13 protein-coding genes are annotated in these 13715 nt (G+C 64.1%); all 13 read right to left on the bottom strand.

Annotated features, from left to right (window positions below):
* The coding region (locus tag AC3WQZ_RS03070; protein WP_492300038.1) for a Rossmann-fold NAD(P)-binding domain-containing protein at positions 1-509 on the bottom strand (509 nt) is incomplete at its 3' end.
* Positions 510-618: 109 nt separating this feature from the next.
* On the bottom strand, positions 619-1395 hold the full coding sequence (locus AC3WQZ_RS03065; protein WP_058698883.1) for an SDR family oxidoreductase: 777 nt from the start codon (positions 1393-1395) through the stop codon (positions 619-621).
* A gap of 156 nt (positions 1396-1551) precedes the next feature.
* Complete coding sequence (locus AC3WQZ_RS03060) at positions 1552-2628, bottom strand: phosphotransferase (protein ID WP_492300036.1); 1077 nt, start codon at positions 2626-2628, stop codon at positions 1552-1554.
* A gap of 13 nt (positions 2629-2641) precedes the next feature.
* The gene (locus tag AC3WQZ_RS03055) at positions 2642-3313 is read right to left on the bottom strand and encodes a hypothetical protein (RefSeq protein ID WP_492300034.1); all 672 of its coding nucleotides are present in this window, start codon (positions 3311-3313) and stop codon (positions 2642-2644) included.
* 37 nt (positions 3314-3350) lie between these two features.
* Positions 3351-4010: a c-type cytochrome gene (locus AC3WQZ_RS03050; RefSeq protein ID WP_492300032.1), complete on the bottom strand. Its 660-nt coding sequence runs from the start codon at positions 4008-4010 to the stop codon at positions 3351-3353.
* A gap of 9 nt (positions 4011-4019) precedes the next feature.
* On the bottom strand, positions 4020-5495 hold the full coding sequence (locus tag AC3WQZ_RS03045) for a flavin monoamine oxidase family protein (protein ID WP_492300030.1): 1476 nt from the start codon (positions 5493-5495) through the stop codon (positions 4020-4022).
* A gap of 24 nt (positions 5496-5519) precedes the next feature.
* A complete protein-coding gene (locus AC3WQZ_RS03040) occupies positions 5520-5789 on the bottom strand; it encodes a hypothetical protein (protein WP_231881388.1) in 270 nt (89 codons plus the stop codon).
* Positions 5790-5975: 186 nt separating this feature from the next.
* Positions 5976-7265 carry an acyl-CoA dehydrogenase family protein gene (locus AC3WQZ_RS03035; protein ID WP_058698878.1) on the bottom strand — a complete coding sequence of 430 codons (1290 nt, stop codon included), beginning with the start codon at positions 7263-7265 and terminating at the stop codon, positions 5976-5978.
* A 184-nt stretch (positions 7266-7449) separates the two neighbouring features.
* Positions 7450-8121, bottom strand: coding sequence for a TetR/AcrR family transcriptional regulator (locus AC3WQZ_RS03030; RefSeq protein ID WP_081050390.1), 672 nt, complete (start codon positions 8119-8121; stop codon positions 7450-7452).
* A 181-nt stretch (positions 8122-8302) separates the two neighbouring features.
* Positions 8303-9652 (bottom strand): NAD(P)/FAD-dependent oxidoreductase, encoded by a 1350-nt coding sequence (locus AC3WQZ_RS03025; protein WP_492300041.1) that lies wholly within the window; start codon positions 9650-9652, stop codon positions 8303-8305.
* An 11-nt stretch (positions 9653-9663) separates the two neighbouring features.
* The gene (locus tag AC3WQZ_RS03020; RefSeq protein WP_058698875.1) at positions 9664-10905 is read right to left on the bottom strand and encodes a thiolase family protein; all 1242 of its coding nucleotides are present in this window, start codon (positions 10903-10905) and stop codon (positions 9664-9666) included.
* A 23-nt stretch (positions 10906-10928) separates the two neighbouring features.
* Positions 10929-12485: a class I adenylate-forming enzyme family protein gene (locus tag AC3WQZ_RS03015; RefSeq protein ID WP_492300028.1), complete on the bottom strand. Its 1557-nt coding sequence runs from the start codon at positions 12483-12485 to the stop codon at positions 10929-10931.
* Between the two features lie 71 nt (positions 12486-12556).
* The gene (locus tag AC3WQZ_RS03010) at positions 12557-13690 is read right to left on the bottom strand and encodes a saccharopine dehydrogenase family protein (protein WP_492292537.1); all 1134 of its coding nucleotides are present in this window, start codon (positions 13688-13690) and stop codon (positions 12557-12559) included.
* Positions 13691-13715: the final 25 nt, after the last annotated feature.

Genomic DNA, 13715 nt, shown 5'->3' with positions numbered 1-13715 from the left:
AGGATCAGCACGCGCGCGGCCTTGACGGTGCCGGCGGCGGTCATCAGCATCGGCATGAAGCGCTGGTAGTGGTGCGCGGCCACCAGCACGGCCTTGTAGCCGGCGATGTTGGCCTGCGACGACAGCACGTCCATGCTCTGCGCGCGCGTGGTGCGCGGCGCGGCTTCCAGGGCAAAGGCGGTGATGTTCGCGGCGGACATGCGCGCGTTGTTCTCGGCGTCGAAGGGATTGAGCATGCCGATCAGCACGGCGCCCGGCTTCATCTGCGCCAGTTCGGCCTCGTCCGGTGCGCGCACCTTGAGCACCAGCTGGGCGCCCAGAGCTTCGGCGGCGGTGCCGATGGTGGCGCCGACCGCCTCATACGCGCCGTCGGGCTGGCTGGCGCTTACGCCGGCGCCGGCCTGCACGACCACCTTGTGGCCCTGGGCGACGTACTTCTTGACTGTCTCCGGGGTGGCGGCGACGCGAGTCTCGCCTCGCAGTGTTTCCAGCGGAATACCAATTTGCATATCGATAGATCCCCTTGCACCGGAAGCCCGCCAGATGGCGAAACTCCAGGTCGTTTCATTAGCAGGACAAAACACCAATCAGTTAATGATGACTCCGCGGCGCCCGACGTCAGGCGAGCGTCAGGCCGCCGTCGACGAGAAGGGTCTCGCCAACCATATAGGAAGCCAGGGGAGAGGCCAGGAAGATGGCTGCCCCGGCTATCTCGTGCGGCAAGCCCATGCGGCCGATGGGCACGCGCGACAGCGTTGCATCGAGCCGAGCGGGCGACGCCGTGGTCACCTTGGTGAGTTTTGTGTCCACCAGGCCAGGGGCGATGCCGTTGACGCGGATACCTTCGGCCGCCCACGCTTCACCCAGCGTACGGGTCAAGCCCACCACGCCGGACTTGGATGCGGCGTAAGCCGGGTTTCCCCGCACGGAGCGGAAGGCCGCGATCGAGCTCAGCGTAATCAGCGAACCCCGGCTCTCATGGAGCATCGGCCGGAACTTGACCGCGCAGGCCATCACGCTGGACAGATTGACGTGCAGCACCTTGTCAAAGGTGACCATCTCGAACTCGGCCCGCTTGTACTGTATCGTACCTTGCGCCAGCACCAGCACGTCCAGGCGTTCGAAGGCGGGCCGCACGGCGTTGACGGCCGCCTGGTCGGAAACATCCACTTGCGCGTAGTGCAGGCCAGAAAGATCTGAACCTTCGTCGAAGCGATAGTCGGACGCCCGGGCACGCGTACCCCAGGCGTGAACCTCTGCACCGAGTTGCCGGAATGCCTGCGCGATGCCATTGCCTATGCCGCTGGAGCCCCCCACAACCAACACGGTCTTGCCGGTGAAATCGAGGGACTCGGCAAACCGGGGCTGAGCGAGGGGAGAGTTGGAATTCGTCATGATTGGGCGATGTAGAGAAATGGTGTCAGTACCGGAGTCAACGCAGGACGTCCCAGGCGCAGTATCGTTCCCCGCTTCTGGCATAGAACAGGAATTCGTGATCGCGCTGGTCCGGTTGACTCGACGAAGCCGCGGCTGCGGCCCCATGGATGCTGGTCATCGCGCCTGCTTCTGCAGGTATTTCCAGGCCATCGCGGCCATGGGTCGGGCGAGCTTTCCCGTTTCGAGCGCCTGCGCCGACGACGCCGTGCCATCCACCACCCGCTTCATGATCCCCTGCAGGATGCCTGCGGTTCGGAACATGCTGAACGCGAGATAGAAGTTCCAGTTCCCGCCGATCCTGCGCCCGGTGCGCTGCTCATACGCGTGGCGGTAAAGCGCTTCGTCCGGGATGCCCAGGTTGGCCCGGTCGACACCTCCCATGCCTCGCAGCGGGCCCGGTGAAATGTGCCAGCTCATGCAGTGATAACTGAAATCGGCCATCGGATGACCCAGCGTCGACAGCTCCCAGTCGAGCAGCGAGAGTACGCGGGGCTCGGTCGGATGGAACATGAGGTTGTCGAGCCGGTAGTCCCCGTGCACGATGCAGACCTGCTCCTCCGCTTCCTCCGGGATTCGGTCGGGCAGCGACGCAATCAGCGCATCCATCGCCGGGATCGATTCGGTTTCGGACAGCCTGTACTGCCTGCTCCATCGTTCGATCTGGCGAAAGAAATAATTGCCGGGCTTACCGTAGTCCGCAAGGCCGATGGCCTTGTAGTCCACGCGATGCAACGCCGCGATCACGCGATTCATCTCATCGTAGATCGCCGTACGTTCGCTATTACTCATGCCAGGCAGCGCGGGATCCCATAGCACGCGGCCATTGACGAATTCCATGATGTAGAAGGCACGACCGATGACAGCTTCGTCCTCGCATAGGGCATACATCCTGGCCACGGGCACTTCGGTGTCGGCAAGCGCCGCCGTCACACGAAACTCGCGCTCGATCGCATGCGCCGACGGCAGCAGCTTTGCCTTCGGCGCCGGCTTGGCGCGCATAACGTAAGTTTGGCGCGGCGTGACGAGCTTGTACGTTGGATTGGACTGGCCGCCGCTGAACCGCTCAACGGTCAGCGGGCCGGCAAAGCCTTCCACATGGCGCGCCATCCAGGCTTCGAGTCCGCCCAGGTCAAAGCCCAGTGTCTCCTGTGCCGGCGGCGTGCCGGCGAACGCTGAAGAAGCATTGCTCATCCGGTCGCCCCGTTCATCGAAGCGCCGGCATGGGAGCCAGCGACCCCGCATCCTTTTCCGCGCGATCCAGCGCGCAGTACGCGTAGTACAGCTCCACACACATGAACGACCACGTCAGGCAAGCGAGCGAAAAGAAGATCAGGTGTTGCTCGTCGTCGCCGGGGATCGTGTGGAAATCATAGATGCAGGCAATGGCTTGCGCGGTCAGCAGGACCATGAACACGCCAAATGCGTGCCAGCTTTCTCCGGCGCTGAGCAGCTTCCAGGTAAACCAGGCCAGGTATACCGAAAATACCGACCACATCACCACATAGAAATACGGCCTCGGCTGCGCCAGCGCGTCGACCGACAACAGCACGACGGTCCCTGCGATCGCTCCCGCGAAGAACACGACATCCATCAGGATGGACGGCTTGTAGCGATGCGTAACGGACATCAGCCCGGCCAAGGCAACCACCGGGATGCCGAAGCCCCGGGAGAACGCATCGCAAAAGTATGAGATGCCATACGAAAACTGCACGCCGCCCAAGGCGAAAAGCAGGAAATTCGATGCGGAGAAGGTCACGACCAGCCATTCGAAGCCAAGCAGGTAGTTGCGCTGCCTGAGGAACTTCAGGCCATGGATCAATGACGTCATCACGAGGACGAACATGGCAAAACAGAGAAGATAGAGATTGCGGTCCATCACGACTCCCAAGGCTCGATTGGCAGGATTGGATTGTTCACGGCTTTCGCGGCGCCAGGCTGGCGAGGTAGGTGGCCATCGCCTTGCGGTCCTCCGGCGACGCCGCCGCGGCCACGCTTTTCATCATCCCGGTCGGTTCGCCGCGCGTGCCGGTGGCAAACGCATCAAACTGCGCCAGCAGATACTCGTAGCCCTGGCCCGCGAGGCGCGGGAACTGGTCGTGCCCCATCAGCTGGCTGCCGTGGCACGCGGCGCAGTTTCCCGCGGTCACCAGCCGCCTGCCCTTCTCCAGCAATCCGGCATCGGGCGTGAAGTAACGGTTGGCGCCGGCCGGCTGCCTGGCGAAGTGGCCGGCAAGATCGTTGATCTCCGCCTCACTCATGGTCTTGGCCAACGGACCCATGATCGGATTGGGCCGCTCCCCGCTGGCGAACTTGTGAAGCTGGGCCGCCACGTACGGTGCCGGCTGGCCCGCGAGGCTCGGATAGCCCTGGTGCAGCGAATTGCCCCTGGCGCCGTGGCAGCCGATGCAGGCGTCGGTCACGCGTGGCCACGGGCCGCCATCGGCGTCATAGGCGGCAGCCGAGGCCGTGATATAGCGGTCGAGGCAATAGATCCCCAGGAGGTCGTGGCCGAACCAGGCGAGCAGCCCGGCGGCGGCGATAGCGGGAACGCCCAGCCATATGCGTTTCTTCATTTCCGTCTCCTAGGCGCGACGCAAGGCATTGAGAACCTGGAGGGCGGCCTGACGGCCAGAGCGCACGGCGCCGTCCATGTAGCCGGCCCAGATCTCGGCCGTCTCGGTGCCCGACCAGATCAGCTTGCCGCAGGGCGGCCGCAATGCCTCGCCGTGAGTGCTCCAGAAACCCGGCGGAATGGCGGAGACACAGGTGATCGTCCAGGGATCGGCACGGCCCCAGTCGTGATCGTGGTATGAAACCGGCGCCAAGGCTTCGCTGCCGAATGCCTGCGCATAGATCTCTGACAGGAACCTCTGCGCCGCCTTGTGATCCGAAGGAACCGACGCGTTCGAGATGAAGGCGTTGATGACGCCGATCTCGCCCCCCGGCGGCGAGTTGTCGAAGGCCCACAGAATGGGCCCGTCGACCTGGAAGATATGTCCGTTCAATCCCTTGTCGCGCCAGAACGGGCGGGAATAGACCATTGCCGTCTTCCGCGCCGGCGAATGGGCGGGCCAGGCGCGCTGCAGCGCTGCTCGCTTCTGCGGCAGCGGCGGATCGAACTGCAACTGCTGGCACAAGGGTGGACTCAGGGCCATGATGACCTGGCGCGCGCGCACTTCGCCCTGGTCCGTGTGCAGCGTGACGACCTCGCGGTCCCAGTTCGAGATGCGCCGGACGGGGCTCGACAGGCGCACCCTCTTCCCCAATGCCTGCGCCATCCTGACGCAGAGGATCTGCGAACCACCGGCAAATCGCGTTTCCTGGGCGCTGTGCTTGATGCTGTCCAGCTGCATATAGTCGCAGGCGGCCGAATTGATCATTGACAAGAAATGGAGCATCCCCATTTTTGCCGGCATCACGCCGCCGGAAAGCGCGATGCTCGCATTCCACCCCGTTCGGTCCTCGGGCTTGATGTTCTGCTTCGCCAGCCAGTCGCCAACCGACAGCTTGTCCAGTTCCACGACCTTCGGTGATTTCCACGGCGCGCCCGACGGCACGTCGCGCGAAAGCACGCTGAGCCTGCCACCGATCGCCTCGTCGCTGCCGAATGTGCCCTTCAGGTCGACCTCCAGACGACCGTCACCGCCGAGGATGACCGTGTTCCCCTTGTAGTAGCTGGGAAACGTGCCCACATCGAGTTCGCGCGCCAGATCGGCCACCGCCGTCTGGCCGGGGCCGATCCACTGTCCCCCGACTTCGGACACCTGTCCCGAACCCACATCGTAGTTAAGCGTCCGCCCGCCCACGCGATTGCGCGCTTCCAGCACGACAAAGGACTCGCAGCCTGCCTGGCGCAGGTCCCTCGCCGCGGTCAGGCCCGCCAGGCCCGCGCCGATGATGGCGACGTCGAGGACGTCTTCGGGCGTACCGGCCTTGGCCGCCTTGGCCGGCCCCGGGCTCAAGCCGATGGTTCCTGCCGCCGTGGAGGCGCCGGCCATTTTCAGCAATTGCCTTCGCTGCGTGTTGACTGAAGTGTCCGAGGACGAAATCTTGCCCATAGTGCTTCGCTGTTTCCTGTCATCTCATTGCGGGTCGAGCGCGAACCTGCGAACGCTCTTCCCGCTTCTCATGCTTCTGTGCCGTACAGCCCAGACGAGCCCACGCAGCGCCTGTTGATCGACCTGTTGGACTGCGGCTGTACACTGCTCCAGCACTTCCTGCTCCGGGAACAGCATGAGTTCGGCCGCGCTCCCCAATACGAGGGCGATATCGAATGGCGAGCCTGTCGCGAGCGCGTGCCGCAGAAGGCTCGATAAGCGGCGCTCGATGGCGGCGCCGTCCGCGGCGTCCATTCGAATCCTTGCCACCGATGCCCGGATGAAGTGGAGCAGCTCACTGGAGCCAGGCTGATGCCCGAAGGCGGTCGTGGTCGAGCAGGAGCTTGACGTCATCGTGGCTGTCCCATGCAAATGGCTGATTGGTCTGGCGCGCTCCAGCCGCCTGCAGCGACGGCCGGTATCCCGCGCTTGACCAGGCGCCTACTCCCGCGTCCACCCATTCTGGTAGAGGCGCCCGGCCAGCACGCCCAGCCGCGACGTGAGCACGTAGTTCTCGCCGTCCTCGATCAGCGCCGAGCGCGCGTCGCGGAACAACTTCTCGATCGGGAACTCGCGCGTCGTGCCGTTGCCGCCGAAGAGTTGAAATGCCTCGTGCGTGATCTTCATGGCCTCCTCGGTTACGCTGACCTTGGCCTGCGCGGTCGCATACGGGTGACTCTGCGGAGACAGTCGCGCGAACGCCAGGCTGCGGCGGGCGATGGCACGTGCCATCTCGAGTCGGCGCAGCATCTCGCCCACGCGCAACTGGGTCATCTGGTGTTCCAGCAGCAGCGCCCCGCCCTGCTTGCGCTCATGGCAATAGGCAAGCGCAAGTTCGAACGCGGCGCGGGCCGCACCGACAAAGACCTGGCACATGTGAGTACCTGCGAACGACCATGTAGAAGCCAGGTTGCCGAGGTACTCGTCCTTCAGCGCGATGGCGAAGCGCCTGGGCACCCTGACGTTGTCAAAATAGATCTCGCCCTGGGGCAACGCACGCTGGCCGATCTTGTCCAGCGGTTTGCCGCGCGAAATGCCAGGCAGGTCGAGCGGCAGGATCAGGCCGATGCCGTTGGTAAACGCGCCGTGCTCATCCGTCCCGTGGAACCCGTCGCCATAGTCCGCCGCCATGTAGGCGAGCGCCACCTGTGCCACCGACCCGTTCGACACCCATGCCGAGCTCTGCCCGTTGATGACGATCTCGTCGGCACCGACCCTGGCGGTCACGTTGCCAACCGGCTGCTTTCCGCCTGCGCTCAGCTCTTCGCGATAGAGGATCGCGGCATCGGAGCCACGGTCAGGCTGCGTATTCATCCAGCAACCGATCTTTCCAGTGCACATCTCGATCAGTTCCTGATTGCCGAGCGACTGCGCCATCGTCAGCGGCATGGTCGCAGCGCCGAGCGAAACGGCCAGACCCGAATCCCCCCAGCCCAGCTCTTCGCCGATCAGCGACTCGATGCGCACCGCGACCTCCGGCGGGAACTGCGCGATGAGTTGCGGATCGAGCCCGAGCTTCGCGCTCTCCATCATCGCCGTCCAGTACGGAGAACCCGCAGCGATGACGTCCTCGGGCGCCATGCGGTCAAGCTCCCTGCCGATCGGCCGCAGCACATCGCGCGCAAAGCGATGAACCGTCTGCTGGATCGCGTTTTCCTCTTCGCTCAGCGGCGTCTCGAATCCGGTCAGGCCAACTACCGGCAACGCCGCGGTCTTGTGCAATCGAATCATTCTGAGTCTCCTCCTGTCATGGAAGCATGCGTGGCGGCTTGCCGCAGATACGGCACGCCCACCGCCCATCGTGTTAGAACACAATACCAAACATAGGTCATGTTGACAAACATACAAGCGAAAAAAAAGACAGGGTATTCCCTGTCTCCTGGCGTTGGCACGCAGTAGCGTTGCTTTGTCGCCGCTAGCCGGCCATTTCGGTTGACCGCTCCTTGAATATGATCTGCTCGACAGCGGTCCGATATGCCGCATCGAGCCCGCGCGAGTCACGCTTGCGACGCCCCGCGCCGACCTGCAGCGCCAGTCCGTCGGCCAGCGCAATCAGCAACGAGGCAGCGTGCAGGCTGTCTGCCGTTTTCAGTTCCGGATTGATCGCCCGCACCAGTTCCGCAATGCCGCGCGTCAGCGTGTCATACCACTCCTCGAACATCCGCGCGCACTCGGGATCGGTCGATGCCAGCGAAACGAAGTGCCACCACAGCGCCGAGTCCTTGACATTCCTCGCGTCGCTGAGCGCCTTATCCAGCAGTGCGTTGAGCGACTCGCGCGGCGTGACGCGGCTGTCCAGCGCGCGCTTCAGGTCTTCGAGATAGCCGTCGATAATCGGCGCCATGATCGCCCGCAGGACGGCCTGCCGGGTGGGAAAGTAGTACTGGAGATTGCTGATGCTAATCCCGGCGCCGAGGGCGACGGCACGCAGCGAGAATTCCAGGCTGCCGCCCTCGAGCAACAGCTTTCTGGCAACGCGAACGATGGCATTGCGCGTGCGCAAGCCCTGGGCTCGCAAGCTGTCGGGGTCGGCTCCTGTGGCGGCTGCGCTCGATGCACGCCGCTTCCTGGGGGTGCGCTGCTCCATGGGCACTGTCATCCTGTCTGCCTTGATTCAGGGCTTTTCAGCCCTTTGTAAGGAATCGCGCCAGCGGTAGGCTGGGCGGGCATCATTATATCTGACGCCCGTCGACGCGCGTGGCGCCCGGGTCGCTTCGGCGGGGGCTTACCTCCTTTGTCCTGGCTGCGACGGCAATGATCGGCGAGGCCTACGACCGCGCTGCGTAGCGTGCCTTGCGGTTCACCCGCTCGTCCATCATGTTGGCCACGCCCAGCGCGGAATTGACGGCGCACCATTGCAGCGGTTCGGGCAGCGTCGACGGCGTCCTGTGGCGCAACGCCGAGAGTAGCGGATGCTCCGCGCCACGAATCCGTTCGGCCAGCAGCAGTCCCATCAACGACTGGGTACCTACGCCATGCCCGGAACACCCGGCGGTATAAAGGATGTTGCGGTCAGCACCCGCCTCGCCGACCACGGGCAGCGCATCGTAGGCAAGGCTGATGTACCCGCTCCAGCATGAGCGGATGGCGACGTCTCCCAGCATGGGGAACCGCTCATGCAGCGCCCTGGCCAGGGCACGGTAGGACGCTTCGTCCGGCACGTTCGGTGTCTGCGCACCATAGATGTAGCGCAACCGCTTCGTCGTCAGAACAAGCGTATTGCGCGCCGTCAGCCGATGGCTTTCCATGGTCCAGTGCGACGTCACGATGCCTTCGCGCTGTGGCCAGCCAAGCGACGCCAGTTGCGCCGAGGACAACGGCTCGGTCTCGATTGCCGACACCCGCAGCGGCATTACCTTGTTCCGCAGCAGGCCAAGTTGCGGCGTATAGGCGTTGGTTGCAAGCACCAAGAACGGCGCGCTCGCGCTGCCCTTCGCGGTCCGTACCCGGACGGTGGGACCTTCGTCCCAGGACAGCACCGGCGTGTTCTCATAGAGCTTCACGCCCGCGCGCCGCGCCGCGCGCCGCAGCCCCAGAACATACTTGCCGGGATCGAGCGTACCGCCACGAGGGACATGACATCCGAACAGGAACGCCGGCGGGATGCCCCGTGCCCGCATCGCGGCGTAGTCCAGAAACTCCCCGGGAGAGCCAAGTTGCACGCCGGTACGCATGCTCTTGCGCAGCTTCCTTTCCTGGGACGGATGGACGCCCGCGCGGATGATGCCCGAGGCGTTGTAGTCGCAGTCGATCGCGTACTCTGCAAGCTTGCGCTCCACGTAGTCGACGCCTTCATCGTAGAAGCGCACGATTTCCCTGGCCTGCTGGTGTCCCACGCGCTTGAGAAACAGGTCGTACTCCAACCCCTGCCCACCCGCAAGATAGCCCGCGTTGCGCCCGCTCGCACCGAACCCGGCGAACTCGCGCTCGAGGACGATCACCTTTGCCCCGCGCGCGGCAAGCTCCAGCGCGGTGGACAGTCCGGCAAAGCCGCCCCCGGCAACGACTACATCCGCGCTGACGTCGCCGTCGAGTTGCGGCTGCACGTCATCTGGCCGCTCCACCCAGCCTCCGAGTGGCCGATACGCCTGTCCTCCTTGCCAGTTGAACCCATCCATATCTGCCACCCTTACTCCTTGCTCAGAATATGAATTGCGAGCGCCGCCTCTTCGACGCCCTGCAAGCCGCCACCGTTCTCCTGAATCGCGTGACGTGCGCCGCATACCTGTCGCGCACCGGCTTCTCCACGCAGTTGCGTGACCAGTTCGTAGAGCTGGCCAATACCTGTCGCACCCAGTGGATGTCCCTTGGATTCGAGGCCGCCAGATGTATTGATCGGAATGCGCCCGCCGAGTGTAAATTCCCCGCGCTCCGCAGCCGGCCCACCCTCCCCCAGCGGCACCAGTCCCAGGTTTTCGGCCTGGATGATCTCGCCCATCGCCGAGGCATCGTGCACCTCGGCCACGTCGATATCCTCCGGGCCCAGGCCGGCCTGCTCATAAGCCTGAAGCGCGGCGAGGCGGCCGATGTTCTTCTCCGGCTCGTCGATGCGCCGATGCGAAAAGCTGCGGATCACGCTCGCCGCGATCCGGATGCAACGGCTGCGATCGGCGCCGATGCGCCGCAGTCCTTCTTCCGTGCAGAGGATTGCCGCCGCTGCACCGTCCGAGACCGGCGCGCACATCGGCAGCGTGATCGGATACGTGATCGGCGGCGCGGCGAGCACCTCTTCGACCGTAAACGCCTGGCGGAACTGCGAATGCGGGTTGTGCACCGAATGACCATGATTCTTTGCGGACACAGCCGCAATCTGGCGCTGCGTCGTGCCGTAGGTTTTCATGTGATACCGGCACAGGGCGGCATAGATCTTCATGAAGCGGCTATAAGGCCGGTCGGATTCCGATCCCGGCGGCGGCTCGATGCCTTCCCCCAGCTTCGCCAGCGTCGCGAAGTTTTCCTCGACGCGGGATACGTCCCATCCCGCCTCGAACAAGGCGAACGACTTCGCCTTGTCAGCGACGTTCATCTTCTCCGCGCCAAGTGCCAGCGCGACGTCGCAGCTGCCTGCCCTGAGGTGCTGTACTGCAAGGTGCACCGCCGTACTGCCGGACGCGCAGGCATTTTCGACGTTGAACACCGGGATGCCTTCGATACCGATCTTGCTGAATACGACCTGGCCAGGGATCGACAACTGCCCCTGAAGCTGGCCATTGGTGATGCCGGCGTAGAAGGCCGCACCGATGGCATCGGCACTACAGCCGGCGTCCTGCAAGGCCCCGCGTAGCGCGGCACCGGCGAGTCCCTCGATGCTCAGGTCGAAATGCCGGCCGAAGATGGTCATCGCTATGCCGGCGATGTAAATGTTGCTCATGTCTTCTTTCCTGGGTGCCTCGTTCAGATCTTGCGTTGCTGGCCTTGCCAGTACTGTTCTCTCAGATCCTTCTTCAACACCTTCCCGACCGGGCTTCGCGGCAGTGCGGTGACGAATTCCACGCTCTTCGGTGCTTTGACCGAGCCGAGCTTCTGCTTGCAAAGGGCAACGAGTTCGTCGGCGCTTACCTCGTAGCCCGCGTTGAGTTCCACCACGGCTTTCACCGCCTCGCCCCACTTCTCGTCCGGCACGCCGATCACCGCGCAGTCCTGCACAGCCGGATGGGACCAGATCACCTGCTCGATTTCACTCGGATAGACGTTGAAGCCGCCGCTGATGATCATGTCCTTCTTGCGGTCGGTGATATGGAGGTAGCCCTCCGCATCGAGGTGGCCGATGTCGCCGGTATGCAGCCAGCCGTCGACGATCGTCTCCGCAGTCTTGTCGGGCGCCTTGTAGTAGCCCTTCATGACGAGGTCGCCGCGCACGCAGATCTCGCCGGTCTCGCCTTGCGGCAGAACCTCGCCGTGCTCGCCCATGATCTCCACGCGGATCAGCGGGTTGGGGCGGCCGACCGAGGAGAGCCGTTCGTCGGACGCCAGCTCGCCGCCGGAAAAATGCTCGGCCGGCGTCAGGTAGGAGATCGAAGCCGGGGCTTCTGTCTGGCCGTAGCCGCCGGCCATGACCGGACCAAACACTTCGATCGCGCGCTTGAGTTTCTCCACCGACATGGGCGCGGCGCCGTAAAGGAAGCACTTGAGCGATGAGAAATCCTGTTTCCCGATCCCGGGGATGTCCAGCAGCCGGTAGATCACCGTCGGCGGCAGGAAGAACTCCGTGACCCGGTGCTTCGCGATCGCGCCGATCAAGGCTGCAGGGTCCGGCTTCGGCAGCACGACCACCGTACCGCCGCGCGCAGTGCAAGGCAGCGACAGCATCCCGGCGGTATGCGTCATCGGCGCGGCGGCGAGATTCACCGGGCGCTCGTCCCCCTGATAGGGGAACGCCATCATGAACTGCGCGAAGTACGTCTGGTAAGCCCGGTTCGTGTTCATCACGCCCTTGGGTGCTCCGGTCGTCCCGCCCGTTGCCGAAAGGGTCACGACATCGTCCATATCGTAATCGATGAGCGGCGCGCTCGAGGCCTGGCCCTCGCTCCACGTAGACAGCGACGGCGCCCACGGCAGCGCGGCATCGATACACACCCAGAGCCTGACCTTCGGCAGTCTGGGACGCAGCGTCTCGATTACCGATGCGAACGCTTCCTGGAAGAACAGCACTTCGCAGTCGAATGCGTCAAGAATGAACTGGTTCTCCTCCGGCGCGTTGCGCCCGTTGACGGGGATGTACGCCATCCCCGCTCGCCATAGCCCCAGCGCACAACTCCAGGCAGTCACGTCGTTATCTGCCCAGACCGCTCCCTTGGTTTCCCTGCCGAAGCCTTCCGCCAGCAACCCGTTGGCGATGCGGCAGGAAAGCTCGCCAATCTCCGGGAACGAGTAGCTGCGCTCGCCCTGGATATAGGCAATGCCATGGGGATTGATGCGCAACCCGCGGTCAAAATAATCAATGATTGCCATTCAAGTAGTCCTATGAATCTGTGAACGCATTTATTCCCCGACCTGAAGAGCAGGCCGGGGCGGCACGGCAATTACAGATGCGAAACCGTCGCCCGAGCCAGCCCGCGCTGCTCGAGGAAGCCGAGCAGGTAGCGGTGCCCGAAGGCCTTCGAGCCGGAGGCGAAGCCGACCTTTGCGGTGTCGCCGTCGAGCAGCTTGATGACGCCTGCCGTCTGGATCGCCCCGGTGGCGATGTATGGCGTGGTCCCGTGCACGGTCGCCCGCACCGAAGCGACCTGACCGCGGCCGATTGCGAAATCGACGGTGCGCTGCAGCGTTGTGCGTTCCCTTGGCGGCATGGCCGGCGTGGTCGAATCAACGATCTGCTTCAGCACCGCGTCCTGCTGCTCGCGGGGCAGGTGCTTGTACTCTGCTTCCCACTTCTTGCCCAGCGCATGCACTGTCTGCATCGCGTTGTTGTCGTAAAAACCGACACTGGAGATGCAGCTGCGTACGCGCGGATCGTGTTCGAAGTAGACCGGCAGCGACGTACCGCCCCACGGCAGACAGAACACCGGTTGCATGAGGGCAGGATCGACCACATTGAACGACGCATCCGCCGCATATGGCACCAGCTTCTTCTCCCACAGGTAGCAAGCCTCGTGGCGATAGCCTTCAAAGATCGTCGCGGTCGAACCCACGCTCACGCCGGCACCGCCGCTACGCGGGCCGCGCGCCAACGTCGCGGTTTCCAGCGCGTCGACGCCGGGGGTCTCCAGCGCCAGCTCCGCGGCAATCTCGGCGAACGTGTACATGTAGGCATTGGACGGCGACAGCAGCAGCCCGGCCTGCCGGTACAGGTCGCCGAATTGATCGCGCGCCCGGCGGATGTGCGGCTGCTCACCCGTGGTGTCGAGGTAATGGCATCCCGCCTTGAGCGCCGCTTCGACGCCAACGAGCCCGACCGTGGAGAATGGGCCGACGGTGTTGCACACCACCTTCGCGCCCCGGAAGGCATTGACCAGGGTGTCGACGTCGTGGTCCGCCTCGATCAGCTCATAGTTTGCCGATTCCAGGCGCACGACGCGCTGCGCCATCATTTCCTTCGCCCGGGCTGCGTTGCGCGCCACCGCCGTGAAAGGGATGTCCTGGTCGATCAGCCAGTCCATGATCAACATGCCGGTGTAGCCGCTTGCGCCATAGACGACGACGGGGTGCTTTGCCATGGTTTGTCTCCTTGAGAGTTGTGTC

The sequence above is a fragment of the Cupriavidus sp. FW305-26 genome, from assembly GCF_058787975.1.
The sequence above is the reverse complement of the archived record's forward strand: the minus strand, read 5'-3'. Positions and strand labels throughout refer to the sequence as shown.